This is a genomic window from Cyclonatronum proteinivorum, assembly GCF_003353065.1.
In the GTDB taxonomy this organism is placed as follows: Bacteria; Bacteroidota; Rhodothermia; order Balneolales; family Cyclonatronaceae; genus Cyclonatronum; species Cyclonatronum proteinivorum.
The window spans coordinates 611,478-633,230 of the sequence record NZ_CP027806.1; the positions used below are offsets into that span (position 1 = coordinate 611,478).

7 protein-coding genes are annotated in these 21,753 nt (G+C 52.3%); 3 read left to right on the forward strand and 4 right to left on the reverse strand.

Features of this window, described 5'->3' with window-relative positions; all coding sequences use genetic code 11:
- Window positions 1-57 precede the first annotated feature (57 nt).
- From CYPRO_RS02335 to CYPRO_RS02350, 4 genes are all read right to left on the reverse strand, one after another.
- A complete protein-coding gene (locus CYPRO_RS02335) occupies window positions 58-1,668 on the reverse strand; it encodes a fibrobacter succinogenes major paralogous domain-containing protein (RefSeq protein WP_164682464.1) in 1,611 nt (536 codons plus the stop codon).
- A gap of 37 nt (window positions 1,669-1,705) precedes the next feature.
- Window positions 1,706-3,589, reverse strand: coding sequence for a PEGA domain-containing protein (locus CYPRO_RS16400; protein WP_124245492.1), 1,884 nt, complete (start codon window positions 3,587-3,589; stop codon window positions 1,706-1,708).
- Window positions 3,590-4,286: 697 nt separating this feature from the next.
- The gene (locus CYPRO_RS02345) at window positions 4,287-6,500 is read right to left on the reverse strand and encodes a S46 family peptidase (RefSeq protein ID WP_164682466.1); all 2,214 of its coding nucleotides are present in this window, start codon (window positions 6,498-6,500) and stop codon (window positions 4,287-4,289) included.
- Window positions 6,501-6,614: 114 nt separating this feature from the next.
- Window positions 6,615-6,869: a DUF3253 domain-containing protein gene (locus CYPRO_RS02350; RefSeq protein WP_114983098.1), complete on the reverse strand. Its 255-nt coding sequence runs from the start codon at window positions 6,867-6,869 to the stop codon at window positions 6,615-6,617.
- Between the two features lie 131 nt (window positions 6,870-7,000).
- Between CYPRO_RS02350 and CYPRO_RS02355 the strand changes: the two genes are divergently transcribed.
- From CYPRO_RS02355 to CYPRO_RS02370, 3 genes are all read left to right on the forward strand, one after another.
- Window positions 7,001-7,177: a YqaE/Pmp3 family membrane protein gene (locus tag CYPRO_RS02355; protein WP_114983099.1), complete on the forward strand. Its 177-nt coding sequence runs from the start codon at window positions 7,001-7,003 to the stop codon at window positions 7,175-7,177.
- An 894-nt stretch (window positions 7,178-8,071) separates the two neighbouring features.
- Complete coding sequence (locus CYPRO_RS02365; protein ID WP_124245493.1) at window positions 8,072-9,805, forward strand: hypothetical protein; 1,734 nt, start codon at window positions 8,072-8,074, stop codon at window positions 9,803-9,805.
- A gap of 9 nt (window positions 9,806-9,814) precedes the next feature.
- Window positions 9,815-21,751, forward strand: a complete 11,937-nt coding sequence (locus CYPRO_RS02370) for a hypothetical protein (RefSeq protein WP_124245494.1) — start codon at window positions 9,815-9,817, stop codon at window positions 21,749-21,751.
- The last annotated feature ends 2 nt before the right edge of the window (window positions 21,752-21,753 follow it).

The window sequence follows — 21,753 nt, forward strand, 5'->3', positions numbered from 1 at the left end:
GGGTTTTGCCTGCCCTCCCGCACTGCGTGACGGTCGGGCAATGAATCGGAAGTGTCGTTAATCCTCGAGGCAGCGCACAGAGAAGCCATTTCCTCGAAAGAAGTTCCTGCCACCCACTCCTGCAACGTTTTCATCAAGAAACAGAGCTGAAGCAAAGCGTTCGCCATAAATTGTACTTGACCAGTACCAGAATTTAATATCATCATCAATTCCATTTCCATTTTGGACTGCACGGCGGCCTGCTCGAGTAAGTTTAAGCTGAGAGTTGAATGCACCATTGGCGTTGTTGCTGCTCCAGCTGTTTCGCTCGGCGTTCCACTCGGCCTCGGTAGGCAGACGGTAGCCGGAGGGGCACGGATTATTAACTCCATTTACCCCTTGCCACAAATTGTCGTTGCGAGGGCTGCGCCAGTCGGAGGGACTATTGGGTGCCAAAATAAAATCCCCGTGACCCGGCTGGTCGGTGCTGCTTAAGGTAGAGGTGGTTGGCGAATTCCGCTTTTGATGCCCATCAACAGCGCGTCCCCATTGGTACAGATCGCCATACGCTTGCGCATCGGTTGAGGATGTTGCTGCGCGGGATGCGCCCAGGTTACGATCCATCCAGGTGCGGCCGGTGGTTGGGTTGGTGACATTTACAACCTCGGTTTCTCTATCTATGGGCCAATCTGATGTAGTAAAATTATAAATATCCCCCCAAGCTGTAGCTAATTCGTTTGTTGCATACGAACGTACGGTGTAGGTTTCTTCCAGTACCAAATCCTCCAATAAGACCTCAAATGTGTCTGAGGCAATGGGGGCGGCAATACATATATCATTTAGATCCGGAGCTCCGGTACCCTCTACATAACATACCCCTGCTTCAGTTATATCCGCACCGCCATCATCGGTTATGGTACCTCCCGTTCGGGCAAATGTATCACCAATATCAAAGGGTTCGGTTGTGGTTAGGCTTGGTACGCCGTCTCGTGTAGTAAAGGTTTGTTCATTTCCAAATACAGTACCAACAGCATTAGTAGCATACGCACGAACAAAATACTGAGTATCAGGAGTTAGCTCTTCCAATGTAACTTCAAACGCACCACTGCCATTACCGGAGGTTATACACGAATCAGAAAGTCCCGAATTTTGTTGCGTTCCATAACAAACACCTCTTTCTGTGATGGTTGCCCCACCATCATCGGATATGATTCCTCCCGTTCGGGTTGTGAACGCCCGGATTTCTGTTACCGATCCTGTTTCTATTTCCGGCACGCCGTCTCGCGTTGTAAAACTCCGTTGCCCGCCATAAATCGTGCCATCGGCATTCGTAGCATAAGCTCGCACGAAATACTGCGTTTGTACTTCAAGACCGGAGATAATACTTTCAAATGTACCTATTCCCTCCCCGTCATTCGTGCAATCATCTTCAATCGTCGGATTTTCGTTTGTGCTCCAGCATACACCTTTTTGAATTACTCTGCCAAAGTCGGTTTCAAAAATACCGCCGGTAATGGCGGAAGTTGCGCGCGGCTGCACCGGAGCCGTGTTCAAATCCGGCGTTGGAATATAGGCTTCGCTTTGTTCATCATACGGGTTATCCAAAACCGGTTCTGTCGGACTTGTGCAATAAAGAAGCGCGGTGGCGAGCAACAGGCTAATCAGGAGGGGTTGGGTGAGGTTTTTCATAACAACAGATATTGCATGGCGAGTTTGGGTATTTAAATCAGAAACGGAGGGTGAGGTTGGCGCCCTGCGGGCCAAAGCCGGCCTGTACGGTTTGGCGGCGGTCACGGTAGCCGTAGCGGGGACGCAGGATGAGGATGTCGAGCATCTGCACGGCATAGACGCCGCCGAATACGGCGAGGCCTAACATCATATTATCGTAGGCGGTATTCTGCGCACCGAAGGCATCGAGCACTTCAGCCCGGTAAAGGGCGGCATCTTCGAGGGTGTTGGCCTGCTGATAGTTAAGCAGGGCGGTATCATAGCGGTCATTGGCTGCGTTATAATCGAGCCGCGCCCAAACAGTGAAGCCCGCCGCCGCGGCGGCACCCGCGAGGTAGAAGTAGCCGCGATTGCGGTTGGTGTACAGATGACCGGTGCCGGGCACCAAAGCCGATAAAAACACGGCCTGACCTCGGGAGGGCCGTAACAGCAGGGTTTCGTCAACGACACCGGCGGAGGGCACCGACACCCGGGTCTGCTGCCGGCCGAGGCGCGGGTGCCGGGCTTCAACCTGATAGGTATCGGGTATCATCGAAAGGCTGACTTCCCCCTGTCCGCGGCGTTCGCCGTTGATGAAGATTTCGGCATCAGGCATATCAGCGGTTATGTTCAGGATACCGCGCGGCATCTGCTCGCGCCGCTGCCGGTCCTGCACGGCGGCGAGGCTTTCGAGCACGATAGTCGTATCGATGCGCACACCAGGGCGGGCGGTGACCCGCAGGCTGAGGTCGGCATAGCCCTGAGCCGAAACGACGACCGTCCGTACCCCGCGCTCGAGGTTGATTTCATTCCGGGTATTGGTTGCGGGCGCGTTGTTATCCGGGGCCTGCAGCTGGAAATTGGGGACGTTGGCGCGTACGCGGAGGGTTGCGAAGTCGGGATCGAGGGTGGGCGAGACAAAAACCGTTGCACCCGGGTCAATGCGGAACCTTCCCGTAAAATCCTGATAATGTTCCCTGCTGAGGCGGAAGGTATAGCTGCCTGTATCAAGCTTAAGCGGCTCATTAAACGTATAGCTCACGCGATATTCCTGATCCACCTGCTCGGTATTGAGAAAAAGCTGTGCACTTGGTGTGCCGATGGTCAGAAACCCAAAAGTGGGCGTCAGCACTACATCCCGCACACTGGGCCGGAGCGGATCAACTCGTACGCTGATTTCCTTAGTTTCGTGATCCGATAGCTCAACGCGGATGTTGTAGGTTTGGGCAATGATATCCGTGAAGCTGTGCGGGGTTGTGTAGCGGCCGGGCAGGCCCTCGACCGTAAAGCTTGCGCCCGAAGGTTCCGAACGGATGAGGAGATCGCCCGTATCGGTGATGCTCCGGTCCTGCGGCTCAACGGTTAAGTCGAGGACCTGCCGCGCCTGCAGGGGCCCCGTGCTGATGCGTGATTCCATGTAGCCCGGCGCGCGGAAATAGAGCGCCTGACTTCTGGGATGGATAATCACGCGGTAAATGCCGTTTGCCGGTTCTGAAAGATCGGCAATGATTTCAAGGTTGGAGTCAATGCGCAGGCCCGGAATGCTGCTTTCCACGACAACCGCGGCGTATTGGGTGTATTCCTGAAAAACGGCAACCCGGTTCGAAGCAATCCGCTCGACCTGCATCTGCCGCAGCACCTGTGCCTGTGTATCCTGCGCAAGAATCAGCGGAAGGGCGGTTAGGCATACAATCAGAAGGAGGGCGGTCCGGTAGACAGAAGCTGCTGTAGCGCGATGGTGATGATTTCGGGCGGCATCAGTAGGGGAAGTCGTACACGGCTTTAATCCCTGACCGGCTGTTTGGTCCGCATTTGGGGTGTTTGATTTGTAGGATACCCGGTCTTGGTTCAGCACTTGTGCGGATGGGTTGCGAAGGATAGCGTGCATCGGTATAGCAATCATAAAAAATTTATTCAAATAAACAGGCAATAAAGTGCTGTTTTGTAAGGCAAAGCGCGTCAATCGGGCTCATTTTGTAAGATATTTATTTTTGATGTGAGGAGGAAGTAAAAAGCGTGTGATGTGCTTCGCTTTGCGAGACGGTGGACGGCGGACCGCAGACCGCGGGGGGCTTTCGGGTAGTAGAGGTAGCGGTGTTTTTGTCGGCAAGGTTTTTTTGCGGGGTTTGGGGTTGTGCGTTGGGGCGGAAGGCGGATAAAGCCGGACAGATGTTTTTAACGACGCCCGTGTCAGTGTTTTCCGGCATTGGTGTTTTTACCGCGAAGCGCGCGAAGGGTATCGCGAAGGGCACAAAGGTTTTTTGCGGGGTTTGGATTTGGGGAAATTGCAGGAAATCCGCGCGAGCCGGATTTATGATTGCGCCTGTTTCCGGCTTTGGGAGATTCCTCACATGATGCTTCGAAGGATATTCGGGCGGGTTGGGATCTGAGGCTTCGAAGGGCTCCCTGCCAAATGAGAAGCGTTCGGAATGACACGCGGGGGTATGGGAAACAAACCATTTGATGGGCAAAACCTCCGGCAAATTCCCGCACAAACTACCCTCTGCCGTCCGCTATCCGCGGTCTGCAAACACAAAAGCCCCGCGTTCCGGGATGGAGGCGGGGCTTTGGGGTGTGTAATCGCAAGGGCTTGTCGCGGCTTATCGCTGGTGGCGGGCGTCTTCGATTTCGCGGACGAGGCGGTCGGCACGGTACACGTGGCGGAGGGCTTCGAGCATGCCGCGGCTGTCAACGGATACGGCGCGGGCGCTCCGGTCATCGAGGATGAGGGTGCTTGAGCCCATGCTTTCCACGTTGCCGTCGAAGGCGAGGCCGACGATTTCAAGGCGGGTGTTAACGACCGGTGAGCCGGAGTTGCCGCCGATGATGTCGTTGGTAGAAACAAAATTCAGCGGGGTAGAAAGATCAAGGGAAGGCGTCGGGGTGGCCCAGCGCTCGGGCAGCGCCCACTGCGGATCGGTGTTGTGCGAGTGGTGGCGGTCGTACATGCCGTAGAAGGTCGTGTAGGCCGGGGCGATGGTTCCGTTGTATTCGTAGCCGGCTACGACCCCGTCGGCAATGCGGGGCGAGAAGGTGGCGTCCGGCGGGATGCTGGTGCCGTACACTGCAAACCAGCCACGGCCGAGGCGGGTTTCGAGCTGATTTTCTTCCTGACTGAGCAACTGAAACATGAGCGTGTTTTCATACAGCCGGCTGCCAAAGGCATTAAAGTAGTCGAGGCCGGGATCGGACCATTCGCGGAAGGCGGTTTCGGCGAAGGCTTCGGTTTGCTCCTGTGTGGCAAAGGCGGAGTTTTGGACGAGGGCTGCGGCGACTTCCGCTTTGTCGTGCCCGTTCAGTATGCGGCGCATGTAGGGGGAGTCGTCGCCGAGGAGGTCTGCGAGGTAGCGCAGGTGGTTTTCGATCAGGAGGCGTTCGTGCGCCGGGTCGCGGTCCTGAATGGCGGTCAGGCCTGCGAGGGCCTGCGTACGGGCTTCGGTGCTGAGATCCTGATGGACGAGGCGGTAGGCAACGAGGGCGCGCTGCAGCAAGGCGGAGCTGAGGGCGGAGTTTGGCTGCATGCCTATGCTCATGATATACGGGTAGGGTGCGAGCCCCGCTTTTTGCTCCTGAATTTCGGCAATGCGCTCGATGATGGGGATGTATTCCGCGGCAAGGGCTTCATTATCGCGCAGGGCGGCGACGAAGTTGTTTTCGTTGTCGGTACGGCGGCCCATCAGGAAGGGGTCGCGGTGCGCGAGCACCTGTCCGCCGTAGAGTTTCTCGGCGTTGCGCAGGCTGAAGATGGTGTTACGGAGCTGCTGCGCTTCATCGGTGTCGGGATCGAGCTCGAAAATGGCGTCGAGGCTGTTGAGGGTGTGAAACAGGAAGCGATGGATGATATCAAGCTGAAACTGTCCCGCGTAGGTGAGCTGTGCTACGGTGTTGAGGCGGGTGGTGCTTCCGGGGTTTCCGATCACAAAAACGCCGTCGCCGCTTCGCACGCCTTCTATGGCAAAGGGGAAGAAGAAGGGCGTTTGCAGCGGGGCATCATCTTCATACACCCGCATGAAGGTCATGTCGAGGTTGTAGCGCGGGTAGGTGAAGTTATCGGCGTCGCCCCCGTAGTACCCGATTTGCAGCTCGGGCGCCATTACCATGCGGATATCAAAGTAGCGGCGGAAGAAGTAGGCCGAGTAGCGTCCGCCGTTGAACAGGGACACGACCTGCACGACGATGTTTTCACTTTCATCGAATTCGGCGCTCAGTTCGGCCTGAACCCGCTGAATGACCTGTGAGCGGACCTGCGCCTGCTGCTCAATCGGGGCGGAATCGACTTCATCGAGGATCAGATCGGTGAGGTCGCGGATGTCGATGAGCTGATCGAGGTAGTAGTCTTCAATCATGCGCTCGTCGGAAAGGGTGACGGCGTAGAAGCCGTCGTCGAGGGTGCGCTCGCCTTCGCGGCCAATCTGCGTGATTTGGTCGCGCACGCAGTGATGGTTGGTCATCACGAGGCCGTTGGGCGAAATGAAGGAAGCGGAACAGCCCGGAAGCCGCAGGGCGCCGAGGCGGGCGCGCTCGAACCAGGCATCGTCGGGATCAAAGTTGTAGGTTTCGGCGAAATATTCGACCGGGGCGTGTTCGAAGGTCCACATGCGGCCGTTGTCGAGAATGCTGGAGGGGACCGGTTCGAAGGTCGGGAGCAGGGAAATAATTTCTGTTTCCGGTTCCGCTGCAGTTTGGGCAGCAGTGCCTGATTCGTTGGCCGGTGCGGCGGCATCATCAGCTGCCTGTTGGGGCGCGGCACAGGAAAAGAGCAGCAGCAGGCTCAGTGCTGCAAGCAGGGGTTTCAGTTGTATGATCTGATACATGTAAAAGGATAGCTTGGTGAAGAGAAATTGGAATGCACCAAGGTACGGCATTCTGCATACAGGCGGAACCGTAAAAATGCAACAGGGTTGCAGTGCTGCCCCCCTGCCGATGTTTTACCCGCCTTCTTCCCGCAGCCTGAGCCGGACCGGACCTTTGGCGGTGCGGATATCAACCGGCTGACCTTTTTGGGTGACCCGGATCTTTCCGGCTTCGGCAAGTCTTGCGGCGGTTTCGCGTACATCCGGCATGTGATCGCGCCAGGCCGGACCGAAAAAAGACCTCGCCGGCTCGGAGGGACAAAGGGAAGCGTCAGGTCCCCGCTTTGCGGCAAGCTGCATAATCTCCTCTCTGAGATCGGGTTTTTGCATGGGCTGGTACGGTCTGATTTGATTTGATTCGCACGGCATAATTGCCGTAATTCGGATGCAACATCTGTAGTCCGAATCGGTACGACATCATTCCAACACAAAAAAATCCCTTTTCAAATCAGACCTTTTCCATGAGCTGCCTTCGCCTGATTTTCGCCATTTTTTTGCCCCCGCTCGGTGTGTTTCTCACAGTCGGAATCCGGTTTTCGTTTTGGCTCAACATTTTATTTACCATACTGGGCTATTTACCAGGTATCATTCATGCCGTGTGGATTATCGCGAAGCACGACGCTGAACCGCGTTATTAGTTGACTCTGAACAGTAGTGTTTTTTCGGGCTTCACCTTGTCAGTAAGAAAAATTTCCTGTGGATAATGTGGGTTAAGGTAAGGCACGTAAAAGTGCTTATGGTGAAATGCTCTTAATGCCGGACTCGGACTGGAGTTGTGTGATTGGATCTTAACCCGCATTATTCACTAATAAGCAGAATTTATTTGTTAAGTGTATGTTTAAATTTTGCTTAGCGAAAAACCCAGTAGCCCAAATTCGAGTGCGATGTAAAGACGGCGAAATTTCCCCGCTGGCGGCGTTGAAGCTGAAAACTCATGCTCAGGGTACTTAGGTACCCTTCCGCTGAGTTTTCAGCTTCGCCTTGCCAGCAAGAAAATTTCTTGGTGAATAATCCGGGTTAAATCCCTGAATTACAGTTTTTTGAACAGAAAAAGCTTTCTGTATCTGTATATAAAACAAAAAGACATCGCAAGAATAAAATGCTTTCAGCTTCTTGTCTGTGACGTCTGTCTTCGTTATACTCAATTGGTGAAACTGTGAGTTCTCGTAAATAATATTCAAATTTGACAAACCGAGGGCGCCTTCCAGAACATGCTTCAACCGTTAGGTGCCGTGCTCACAGTGATAATGCGGGCTTATTTAGCAAAAGTCGCTTTATAAGTTCCCGGCAATATCCCGTTTACTAAGTACGGAAGAATCTTCTGTTCGAAGTATTTAGTTTGCTTCGGGTGTAACATCCTGAACCGGCTCCCGGACTGTGGGTTGGTTAATACAAATTGTACGGCAAGTACTTTATCTGCGGCTGGTATTGTTGTGAGAATATTCAGCTCTAACGGTTACTTTGTGGGGAAAAATTTGAGATTTAACGCTAAGGCTGTTTACCTGAAAACCGGAAAATTTTATTCCGGACTTTTGGTAATACTATTAGTGAGCGCAGTTCTGATTGCAGCGGTACCGCAGCGCATGCAGGCTCAGGATGGTACTATTGCAGATACAAATATTCGTCTGTACACCCTTCAGGGAAACATGAGTCTGCAAACACATGCCTATTCTACGACCAGGGTTGCAGGTTTTCGCGAACCTTTAGGTATGCTTGCCAGCATGAACCTTAATTATTCGCTGCTGGGTTTTCGCTCAGGTATGAGTGTCAGGTATTCAACAGAAAACTCCCAATTCAGGCAAAGTATGAACAGGGTAAGCTTTAGGGCCGGCTGGAGATGGATTGATGTCGCAGCGGGCGATGTAAACCCGACTTTCAACCGATTTAGCCTGCGAGGACTTAACGTAAGGGGTGGTGAAGTACAGCTCAGCCCGGGTAGTTTTTCGACCCATTTTGTTTTTGGAAGGGTAAACAAGAAAGTGGATGCTTTTGGAGATGCAGATTTCCGGACGCTCAGCTACGAAAGGTGGTTGTATGGTACAAGGCTGCGTTTTGGCTCCGAGAGCAGATCCCATTTTGGACTTGGTGTTGTCTATGCGATCGATCGGGATGATGAATTAGTGCCATCAGCACAATCAGGTGATAATTTTGCGTTTGCCGGAAGGATTCCGGTACCGGAAGAAAATCTGACCATCAGCCCTGATTTTCGCCTCATGATGTTCGGCAATCGCGTAGAAATGCGTGCAGAGAATACGGTTTCTGTTTTTACCCGTGATACACGGTCAGAGGCGCTCGATCTCAGTGAAGCCGGAATTCCCGATTTTGTTTCAGGACTGTACCGTGTTCGTACCTCAACCCGGGCTAACTTTGCAACCCTTATTAATACCAGATTTAACTTTAACCCGCTAACGCTTGCTGTTGGCTTTGAGCGTGTACAGCCAGGGTTCCGTTCTTTAGGTTTGCGAAATATTAAAGATGATGATCAAAGTCTTAGTATTCAGCCGCAGCTAATGCTGCTCAGCGGCAGACTTGGGATTTCCTCAAGCCTGCGATTCGGCCGGGATAATTTGCTCAATCAAAGAGTGTCAACCCTTTACCGCAATGATATGGCCGTGAATGTTCAGGCACAGCTGTCTCCGGAGCTGTCGCTTGCGGGTGGTTACAATGTGCTGATTAACAGCGCCCGAAATACCGGTACTGCTGACGATGATACCCTGCTAAATTATCCTGAGCAAACCATCATTTCTCACAATTTCAGTTTGCAGCCTTCCTATACCTGGGTAGCATCCTCGTCTACGCATTCTTTCTCTGTGAGCGCGATGTATCAGGCTCTGAACATCGATATTGATCGTATTGACCGTGATCTGAACAGTTCTTTTTTCACCACTTCCTTCTCCTATAATTTGTCTGTGTTCAGCGGTTTCAGCCTGAACGGCGGTGTTAATTACGCCGGGGGCAGCTCGCCTGGAAGTGACTTTTCAGTAACCGGACTCACGGTAGGATTAGGACATGCTTTTTTCGACAGAAAAGTAAATGTTAACCTGAACGGCGGTTTGTCACAAAATACAACCGAATCAGATTTTGGTGATCAGACGCTCCGGCAATCACAGCGTCAGCTGAATGGCAATGCTTCTGCCATTTACCGCCCTGCACGGCAAAGTACCATCCGGCTCACAGCCCGAACAGTCAGCAATACTCAGATTCAGGGTACCGGTATGGGATTTCAGGAGTTTGAAGTAAGAATAATTATAGATCAGCGATTTTAAATGACCCGTATGAGTACACGTTTTTCGTCTGCCAATATCAAAAAAACACTGCTTTTTTGGCTTGCATTTGCAGTGCTGCCAGGCCTGCTGATTTACGAAACGGCACAGGCACGGCAGGATATCGCACAGTTTACAGTTACGGGTCTTCCGCCGGTGCTTGGGTCTGCCACTTATGAAGAGCTGCGCAGTAATTATGATGCCGGCTTATATCAGTTCATGTTCAACTACAGCGGCAACACCGCGCGTGCATTCAGGTTTCAGGTTCTTTTTTTGAAGAACGGTGAAATACTGTGGAACGACACCAGCAACCCGGTTACCTTCGAGCCCGGCTTTTTTGTCTTTGAGAACTTCTTTGAGGAAGTAAGTTTTCCGGGTTCGGTTTCTGATGTACTGGAAAATCTGCCAGCTTCTTTCATCAATCAGATTATCCAAACGGGCGTACTGCCTGAGGGCAGCTATTCATTTCGGGTAACGCCACAAGCTGTAAATCTGACCCCGCCTGTAAGTATCATTCCCTCTGTTTCAAACTTTGTTGTACGCCTGCCGCAGCCCCCTGCATTGGTGATGCCGCGTGATGAAGCCATCGTTTCACTTGCAGTGCCGGTATTTACATGGACCCCCGTTGTTGCAATCGGTAACCTTACAGTGGAATATGTTTTCCGCATAGTAGAACTACTTGAAGGCCAAAACCCCGAAGATGCTATGGTGAGTAACCCCATTTACCATGAGCAGATCCTCTCGCAAACATCATTACCCTATACACCAAACCTGCCGCCTTTAGAGCAGGGCCGGCAGTATGCCTGGCAGATAACTGCCCGTGATGCTTCCGGCGAAGTACCTTTTGCAGGCGACGGAAACAGCCCCGTTTTTACGTTTAGTTTTGGTGAGCAGGCAACACCGCCTCCGCCACCGGGTTCAGGCACGCCACTGGTACTGATCCCCGATTTCATGGAGTTGCTTGACTGGGAGATATGGCTGTTACCACAGCCGGGCAATACGTTTGTTCTGAATGGCTTTACGCAGCTAAGGGTCACGCTTCCTAATGGCGCATCCCGAAGCTTTCGGGTGTTTATGAACAGAATAATGCTGCGCGACCGCCATAATCCGGAGCTGCTGAGCGGCAGCATTCGTTTTGAGGAGAGTATAGATCCCCTCATACAAATGTACCGGGATGCCGGACTGATTCCGCAGTGGGCCACATTTAACTTGCCTGTCTGGAGTCCGCAGGGCGGTTTTAGGGTCAGTACAGCTATAGCTCTGCATGGCATACAGCGCATCCCTATCGGCACGCTAAACCTTACTCAAAATGGGCTTTCAGGCACAGGTATCGCTAATCGCCCGGGTTTTATTACTTTTTCAGACGGTATTTTGGATGCCCGACTGAATTCGCTTCAGGCCGAGTTCCCGTCTAATCAGTTAACTGCCGGGGGGACTTTTACCCTGTTTGGCAGTAATACGCCGTGTCAGATTACCGGTTTGAGCGGCGCAGATTCTGAGCTGGTTGGCTCAGTTAATTGTGCTGTTGAGCAACAGTTTCCGTTGGTTGAAGGAAGTGCAGCCGGGCAACTGACCATCAATCGTACCCTTGGCAATGTGTCGCTGGATTTAACCGACAATAGTTTTGGATATGATTTAATTGTAAGGAGCCGCATCGGACTGTTAACGGCTGAGGGAAGCTACTGCGGTACCGCGCTCGATATGAACCTTAACCCTGAAGGGCTTACGCCGGGGAACGCCAGACCGTATGCCTGCCCCGACGCCCGGCCTGAGCTTGATCTTGGCCTTATGCGGCTTTCCATGCAGCAGCTTACCGCTGAAAACCTCACTTTTGACAGAAATGCCGGCAACTGGAATTTTGAGCTAGGCATTACCGGTAGTTTTCGGATTCCGGAAATGGGCAACTGGACTTCTGCGCAGCAGTCAGACCTAACGCTCTCACCTGAAGGCCTGGATTTGCCCGGAATTAACTTTGGCACGCAGTCCGTACCCCTGCCGGTTTACAATAGTGATCCCTTCCGGGTACACCTTAACCAGATGGAAACGGAACCACTGCTCTGGCCTTTGTTTGGTGCGCAATTGGCTGCGCCGGGGCCCTGGGAGCTGCGTTTTGACGGAACGGGCTCAACGCAAAATGCACCGCAGCTGCCCGCCTGCCTGCGTAATTTGTCATTTGAAGTTCAAAACGGACGCATAGATCAGGACAGACTTATTGCTGATATTCCTGCTTCACAACTTCAAAACTGCGAGGTTTCAGAAAGCCCGTATCTCAGCCTCTCGCTTGAGGCTGTTAGCGGTCAGTTTGGCAGCCGGTGGTTGATTGATGGAAGCACCGAACCCTTGTCAGCACTGAACCTTTCCGGTTCTTTTTTGCCGGGTGATGCGTTCAGCTGCGGATCAGACAACCGGGTGAGCTTTGCGTTAGGTGAACTTATGTTCAGCAGCGGATTTAACGGGAACGTACCGGGAATTCTGCAAAACTGTAATCTGGAGCTGGGGGTGTTTTCTGCGGCCATAACTTCAGCCGAAGCCGTTTTTTCAGGGGGCGGATCGGTGCCGCAGCAGGCTGAAATAAACGGTACCGCCGAGCTGCTGCTTCCAGACGGTATCCGGATACCGGGCAGCTTCACCCGGGATTTAATAACCGGAGCATTTAGCGCCCTTGATTTTGAAATCAACCGATCTTTCAACTTTGCCTACCCGGCTGAAGATGAACTGCTTACCTTCCGGTTGAATAATGTCAGATTACGGGAAAACGGTCTCGCTGTAAATGGCCGGCAGCTCATTGTAATGGACGGGCAGAGTCGCGGGGTAACCTTTGATAATGCAGTATTTTCTAAGGTATCCGGTCTCATGATGAGTGGCCGAACGCTTTTTGATGAGCCTTTTGCATTACTCGCAGAAATAGGGACGGATAACGACGAACTGCAGATAGCTGCGGTTCCTGCTGATGCGGAAATTGCCCCGAACAGCGCCCTTTTGCTCAACACCAATGGCAGTCTTGAGCTAACGCCATCCGGCATACAAGTTAGCGGAGAAGCTTCTGCCAAACTGCAGCTCAATGGTATATCTGTATTTGAAGAAATGCAGGCACAATATCACCCGGCTTTCTCGCTTTTCCCTGTTTACGGACAGAGCGCTCAGGTCAGTGGCCATGTGGAAGTTTTCCATGAAGGGGCATGGATTGGCGTTTTGGATAATCAGGGGGTGTACCTTACCGATTTTGATTCGGATTTTGTTCTGCCCGAGCGGCTGATGATTCCCGGCAGCGAAACGGCCTGGCTTCAGCTCAGAGACGGTGAAAACTGGCTGGTGGATGCTACAGAGGATGACAATGGGAATTTTGCTATCAGGGCTTTGCCCGGCGTTGAGGCCCGCTTGGTTGTACCGTTTCTGAATCCTTTAGAACCGCCCGTTTTTTCTGACATTACTTTTGACGGGCTTGTAATCAGTGCAAATCAGGTGGTACCCTCTGTACTGGAAGGGAGAGTTGTGGCACAGCTTTCCGGCGAAAGCTGGCCCGGAACAGCCGCTTTGCCGCTTAACCTTCAGGAAATTAGTGCCGGTTGGGTTGCCGGCGCTACCGGCAATGAACCGGCACTGTATCTGAGCGGAAGCCCCGCGCTGTTCGATGTAACCTTTGATTCGTCACTGCCTCTTACCTTTTATGTACAGAACGACGGCGTTCTCCGCGGAAACTTTGATCATGAGCCGGTGCAAGCCTTACTTTATTTTCAGGGGGAACAAATGCGGTTGCGCGCCCGCCAAATCAGCGGTTCATACACACAGTCCGGACAAGGAATGCCGGCTGTATTTGGTTTTACCTTTGATGCTGCCCTTGAGCTTAACACCGGTAGCAGCTGGAAGGAAACTTCACGGGCGGCTTTCACCTACGGCAGCAGCGGCACAGTGCAACTCACTGACTTTGATCCGCTGCCTTTTGCAGAGCCCCCTTCGGTTTTGCTGGCTTCAGGTCTCAAGCTGCTGGTACAGCGCACAGAAGGGATTACGGGCTTTGGGTTTGTCGCAGAAACAGGCTTTACGGGCGAGCTTGAGCTGCTTACCCGCCTGGAGTTAAGTATTGGTGAATCTTTGGCAGCTTTTCCGGTTTCCGGTGTAGTATGGAGCGGCAATGAAGTTATGGTGCCGCAACAGCAGGTTAGTCGTGAAACCTTCCCCGGTTTAACGCTTCCTGTAATTCAGTATGCCGGCTATCCGCTAAGCCTGCTTGCGGTGCGACTGCCGCAAGCAATTGCTTTCGGCCTTCCGGCCACAGACCAAACCCAATTGCAGGAAAATGCTTTCCGCTTCGATTTGCAGACACAGCTGCCGGCTTGGTTGCAGCAAACGGAGCTGAACCCGCCTGATGGGCTGCTTTTTCCGGATGTAGCGTATCAGAACGGATCACTTTCAGGGGAGATGGAGCCGTTCGAGCCCTTGGATGGTGCTGAAATTCCTGTTTCACAAACTGCTAACAATATCAGTCTTCTCGCAGAGCGCCTGCAGGGCACCTTGGCAGGTGATGAGGGTGAAAACCTGCTCAGCCTGAATGTATCCGGTCAAATCGCCACTATTGGCGGCTTTGCCCCACAACCCGGGGAAAGCTGTGGGGAAGGTACTGCATTCACACTGGTAATCAGCCCCGAATCAGACGGTTTAAGCGGTGTAATAAATGATGTGAGCCCCTGCGGGCGTTTTGGGCTTGGCCCGTTCTCACTGTCCGCGGAAAGTGTACAGCTTAGTTTAGGAGACGCACATGAAAGCTGGGTTGCTGAGCTGCAGGGCCACTTCACCCTGCACCTGCCCGGCGCCGGCGGAACAGAACAAACTTCAGACGGTAACATCTCACTTGACCTCATAACAAGGCGACTGAGCAGCGGCTCGTTTATAATTACAGATACTTTTGAAATCCCCATGCCATGGAATGAAGCGGATCCATTTTTCTTCATTCAGGGCGATGAAGCTGTACTGGATGAGAACGGATTTGTTATCAGCGGCACAGGCAGCATGCGAAGCGGCAGTGCTGTTTCAACAGTACAGTACAACGACCTTAATCTCCGGCTGGATCAGCCCGGCATTTTGAGCGGCAGTGCCGGTATTGCTCCTGATTTTCATATAATTGCACTTCTCGGTCCGGGGGGCTTTCTTTTTGTATCAAATGAAGAAGCGTTTGACGCTGACCGTAAGCTAAGAATTGAGCCTGAGCAGCAAGTGAGGCTGGATGCTGACGGCTTTGTATTCTCAGGTAAAGGCAGCGGAGCGCTAAGGTTCAGCGATGAAGCTTACGACTCGCTGCAGTTGGTTTTTGAGGAAGATTTCACGCTCAACACCGAAGGCACTGCAATAACACGGGGTGCAGCAGTTGTATTTACGGAGGAACAGCTACCGGAAGCTGACGATTCTTTTGCGGTTTTATCTGCCTCCGGCTTCTTTATTCAGGACCGATCTTTTGTGGAGTTGCCGGATCGCTTAATGCTGTCTGATGAGATGGTTGCTTTCGCACAAACCCGAAATGCAGCCAATCAGCTGCTCGTAAACGTAGCGGATGAGGGGGCGGGCTATCGCGTAAGCAGCGTAGGCGTGCAGCGCATTGGTCTGCCGGCATTAACGCCTCAGGGGGCTTCGGTTATTGAGCTGCCTGCGGAGTTTAGCCTTACAACCGATGCCCTGTATAATGTAACGGGAGGCACCATCACCCTTATGGAAGAGCTGCCGCTGCAAACAACGACGGCCGCACTGCCTGCAACCCTCACCGGATTACGGTTTTCAACTTCAGACGAAAACCACCTGAAGGCAGTCGTTCAGCCGCTGCTGCCCGACTTGTTTTTAGGGAGTCAGACCGGGCAGGAGCTTTTTGAAAGTGAGTTCCGCTTAATACCCGGCGGACTTGCCGCGCAGCTTGTCACCTTCGGTACGACCTCAGGTCAGCCCGTAGAGGCTGAAACCGTATTAGCTACAGTTCTTTATGAAGGGGAGGGCGGTAATTCCGCTGTGACAGGGCAGTTTCGTGCTGATATTACAGGTGTGATATTCCGCAGCCAAACCGAGGCTGAACCTGCTCTTGAAGTGATGGGCAGGCTTGGCGTTTCCTTGCTTAATGAAGGTCTCCCGTCATTTCAATTTACAGCTGTTACAACCGTTTCTGATTTGCAGCAGGAATGGACCTGGGATGTGCAGCCTGCAGGCGAAACCCTGTTTGCCGGCCAAACGGAGATAGTTCCCGACGGCAATGTGCCCGTAAACCTTGAAGTCAGCGCGCAGACATTTGTACTTCAGCTTAACGGCCTTGCCCGGTTCACAAATCTGCCCGGAGAAACCCTATCAGCTGCTTTTGGGGGTATTCAGTTCGGGCTTTCTCAGCTGGATACTTCACCCCTTTATTCATTTGAAGCCGTTACAGCAACCGGGGCACAAGAGCCGCAGCAGCTGATACTGTTCGATGGGGCTGCCGGATTGTCCCTCAGTACCTATACATTCGCAATTGATGAGGGTGGCCTGAGCCTTACAGCTTCAGGTAACTTAAATTTTTACGGGGAGTCGCTTCCGTTTTCTTCCCTCACCCTCAGCGGAGATGGCGGCTTTGAGATGACAGACAGGGCTGTTGATGAAGAAGGGAAATGGCTGCTCAGCGAGCATCTTGTGTTGCACGAAGCCGGTTTGGAAATCCTGACGGATGAAGAGACACAGCAGGAAACCCTGGCACTTCGTGCGGAAATTGCCTACCGCCTCCCCGAGCCTTTCAGCTATACAGAAGAGCCGGCCGGTTTTTTTGACTATCTGATGTATCGCAACGACGATAACGAAGTCAGTACACGTAAAGAAATCAGCGGTTTTCCGGTGAGTACATTTCCGGTTCAGGCCTACATTCAGATGGGAACCTTCGGGCGCCTTGAGCTGACCCGGTATATGCCCTTGCTGAATCCCTTTGCTGTGGCCGAAACGGCCCTTCATGCAAATGTAGCTGTCAGAACCGGAACGCAGCAGGAAGGTGATGAATCCGATCCTGTGATTATGCTCGGAAATACGGAGCAGCCGGGGATTGTAGTGAGCCGCACAAATTCAGGGGGCCTCGGTTCGCAGGTAACGTTTACAGTAAGCTCGAACGAACCCTTTGAAACAGGCTCAGGACTTTTCCGGCTTTCGATTCCCGCCGGTGCTGTTTCTATGGCAGGCAGTCAGGGCACTTTTTTGTTGAAAATGGGGGGAACTGCCGGTTTTGACCTTGCTCAGGTCTCTTCATCATTCCCTTATACAGGCTTAACTGTTGATCTTGGCGGTAATGTGAGCGGGGGAAGCCTGGAAGGTTCTCTTGATATCAGCGTAGCAGGGATAATGCAGCTTGAAGCGGGAGGCTTTTACCGATACCACAATCCGGACGGTGTTCAGCTTACCATTACGGATACAAGATCACGTACACCGGATGCCCTTCAGGCACTCATCGGGCAGTCTGAGACCGCCTCAGTTCAGACTACTACCGTCTCTGATGTGCTGGAAGTACTGTGCTTTGGCAGCTGTCCGGCTGAACTCACAGATGTGCCGCTTAGTACTTCAGGAAACCCCGGTTCGGCTTTAAACTTCAGTATTTCAGCTGAATCGAACAACAATCATGGGATGAGCGGGCAGCTTGAACGGTTTTTTATGTACCGCACATCAGACGGGATAAGCTCCATGTATGTAGAGCAGGCGCAGCTGGTTTTTGATGATCTATTTGTGGCCAAACTCGACATGAAATATCAGCTTCAAAATGGCGAAGTAAGCTTACAGGCAGCAGGGGTAGGCGCATTTTCAACAGGTTTATCGGAGCTGGAAACCACTTTTGCCGGAAATTACTCTTCCGTTGTGGCTGCTAACTTCAGGCGCAGAGGCGGGGAAAACAGTTTTGGGTTGTTTTTCGGAATCAGCCTGGGGGCAGGGGTTACAATAGTGCCGAATATGTTTTCCATATCACAGGTGGGGGGCGGCTTTTTTTACAGGCCCGAGCAGCAGGAGATCGATATGCTCCAGACTTCACTGGCTGCGTTTGGCCATGATCTTGTGAACCCGGCAGGGTTTCAGCAGGCCGCAGGCAGTTCTTTTTCCGGCATGCTGTACGGAAATGTCGGCATTGGCCCGAGTGCCGGTGCTAACAGTAAAGTGGAAGGTCAGGCATTTGTGAGCATATCGGGCCATCATTTTTATATTGATTCGCGTGCGACGCTTATGGGACAGCGGGATGGTGACGCGAGGCAGGTGGCGGGTATGCGGGCCACGGGTGAGTTTGCAGCCTCAGTGCTTAGGAGCGGACTGGGACAGAGTGCCATATTATTCAGTATGGAAGCTGATTTTTATATGCCGTATATCCTTTCCGCAGGAGGCAGTCTGGAGTTTTTCTATCTCAGCCGGGTTAATCAGAACCCCCTGGTTGGTTTTTTGGGAGCGGGGCATATTTCCGTACTGGGAGGGCTGCAGGAAGGGGAAATTGAAATACTTGGAGGGAACGACGGCTTTTTATTTAGCGGCGGCCTATCCAACACAATCGGTATTCCGCTTTTTAATGTTACAGGCGCGGTTGGGTTTTCATTCTGGGCAATCAACGCGGATTTTGCCACAATGCCCATGGGAGGATATCTGAGTTTTGAAGCTCAGATAAATCTTCTGATAGCTACCGTTAGCGCAGATGTTACGGCTGCATTGGTTGAGCGAAGCTCGGGCGGATTCGCGTTTACCGGGGCAATCAGGGGCTGCTCAACAGTGAACCTGATCGTGACTACCGAGCAGATCTGTGCTGACGCATGGTTTCAGCTGGCAAACCCTGGCGGCGCAAGCGGTGGCGCAGGCAGTAACCGCGGGAATGCGCTCATTGCAATGGCAAAGGAGCAGCAGGATACTTTCAGAAGCAGGCTCGGGGGGCTGCGGCAGCAGGTTGAGTGGGTTGCGCAATCCATGCAGCAGGCTGAAGACCTTGCACGTATTGCCCGTGACCGGGCGCGTTTGCAAAGAACTGTACCGGGCGGGGAAGAAGTGGTGCAGGCAGGGGTGAACTTCTTTGGCAAACCTCTTGATGAACGTCAGATTTGGGTCGAATCCATGAGAGAACTTGCGCTCCAGCGTGGCCCCACAGGAGCTCCTGCACCCGTACTGGCAAACTTTTTGAACAATGTTGCCCTGGCGGAGAATCCGTTCGAACCCATGGCTACAGAAGCCGCTGAATCAGATTTTGAAGCGCTTACGGCCTCTATTGAAGAAGCGGAAACCATATTGAACCTGTTTGAGGATTTTGACCAAAGCCTGCTTGCCGCAATTACGCTGTATGAGGAGTCTGCGGCACTGTTTGATCAGATGGATGAAGCGTTTGCTTCCAACCCGGTAGCCAATGTGGTGAGGCCGGAACCCTCCGCTAACCCACTGCAGTCCGTATCTTTTAGTCTGGATAACAGTCGGGCTGAGCAGCAGCAAAGCCTTATGAGCAGCTACCTGGAAGAACTCCGGTTTGCAGACTTGCAATACCGTGAAAGCATAGACGCTGTTTCCGCAAACCTCGATGCGGTAAGAAGTCTGATGTATGATGATGCACAAACATCCCTGATGAGCCTCACTGAACCTTTCCGAAACACGATTGAAAGTTTTGAGCGGTACTACAGTACTGAAGCCGAACGCCTTTGGTCAACAGCCCTTTGGGCACGGCAGCTTTCCAATGGATTTGATGCTTTTTCAATGAATGTACCGACTTATTTGGGTACGAAAGTAGCTAATTACAGAAGGGACAGCGGCATTAATCAGCCATTTGCGCGGCAGAATGTTGACAATGAAGCCACCCGCCATGCGCAGCGGATATATTTTATGGAGCTGCTCGCGTCAGGCGCAGCAGAGCCTTCGCCCTGGCAGACCGGTGAGCAAAATAACAGACCACAGGCGGCTTTTAATGCGCTTCGGCACAGTTCAGCTATTGCGGTCGGCCTCAGAGCCGAATCACTGCGTGAGGTGTACGATCAGTTTTATTTTGATATGTATAAAAACAGCCTGCCGGTATTTGAAGCCCTGAACCTTGAGCAAATGACGGAGGTACAGGCGCTCAGGGATGAGCATCGCGAAACGGTGTTGGCACCTGTACGAGCGCTAACCGGGCAAATAGACAATTTTTACACCATTCAGGCCAATCTTACCGCCTTATTATGGAATCTAAACAACAGTTATGTGGACTGGCGCATGAACATGACTGATGCAGAAGAGCTTCTCGGTGATGCGCCCGATATTGGGCTTTACGAGCAGGCGATGCAGCAGCTCTCCCTGCAGCTTCAGCCTCCTCAAATTACAGCTATAGTTGCTGAGCAGACCGTTACCACTAACCAAAGCATGACTGCCGCTGACATCTCCTTTGTGGCAACCCATCCGGTGGAAATCATTGAAACAGCCATACAGTACCGTATCGGGCTGCCGCTTCAGGAGGGCGAACCCATTGAACCCGATAACTCATTCATAACCCTTGGCAGCGCACCTGGCAGCAATATTGAGTTAACGGCCTCTTTATTTCCGGGAGAAGAAGTGATAAGTCCGCTGAGGAACCCACATGTTTCGTTAGGTTTCCGGGTTAGGGGGGCAGCTGGGATTCCGGCAGTACGGCGCGGAAGTTTTCGGGTTGCTAATCAGTTTAATGCTGAAACTATCGGAACGCCAGGCGGCTCACAAACTGAGTCGGGCGAGGTGTTGCCAATTTCAACAGACCCTCCTCAGGCTCCTCTTGTTGAGATGGGGGATGGATTTGTGATTCACGTAAATGAGGAGCTAACGGAATACTGGGTTGTGGACCGGGGGCAGATCAACATCAGGCTTATGTCCCACGATGCCGTTTCCGGAATCGGGCGTTTTCAGTATGCTCTTGGAACAAGCCCCGGCGATACAACCGAAATTGGCTGGACCGACCTTCAGGGCGAGCGGCTGAACCTGCCCGAAATACCGGCTGAACAAATCAGAGCGCCCTTCAGCTTTCAGGCCATGCAGCAGGGTATCCGATACTATATCTCAGCGAGGGTTATCAATAACGATAACAGAAGGAGTGAGGAAACCGCCTTCCCCTTTCCAATCGTTTATGAATCAGAACCGCCGGGCGAACCCGTGCTTGGTTTTATCCCACAGCCGGGCGTGCCATTCTGGCGTAAACACGATACTGGAGGAATGCTTATAGAGATGAGATCCGTGGATTCAATTGATGAATGGTTTTTCAGGCCATATGTTCCTAACGACGCATTGTGGGCGCGAATGAGCACGCCGATTGAGCCGGCAAAGCTTGCGTTTGAAACCGTTCAGGTAAGCAGCCCGCCAAGTTCAGGTGTGCGTCATTTTGAATATGCACTTAGTCGTAGTGAAGAGGTACCGATCGGGCAGTTTGAAAACGGTGATACAAGAATTCATGAAGTTGATCAGCCTTTAACGATCACATCAAGCCTTGAAGATCCTGTTTTCAGAAACCACAAATATCCGATGTATGTGCACATCAGAGCCATCAGTAATTTTGGCTATCCGGGCCCAATACATACGAGTGGGCCTTATACCTTTGAGGATCCGACAGTACCCTGGTTCGGTACCCCATTTGTGTTACATCGTGTAAACAGGCCCAGGGATATTGATATTTATGTCTGGGTACCGCCAAGTGATCCTGAATCTGATGTACTTGGATACCAGTACTCAATTGTTCAGCGCCCCCGGGGTAGTTACTTCTTCGATATTACGGTTCCATCCATCGTTTCAAGAGATTTCCCGGCAGGTGATGCGGTTGATATCCCCTGGAATCATCAGATGTCAGTTGACAGGTTTTTTAATCCGAACAGTCCGCCGCCACCGCTTACTTCTGCCCTGCATATCAATACCGGTAACATCGTCAGATTGGAGAATCATGATGTTTACCTTGTTCTGCGTGCCATCAATACACAGGGATACACTTCTATGCGCGGCATTTACGGTCCGCTTCAGTAATG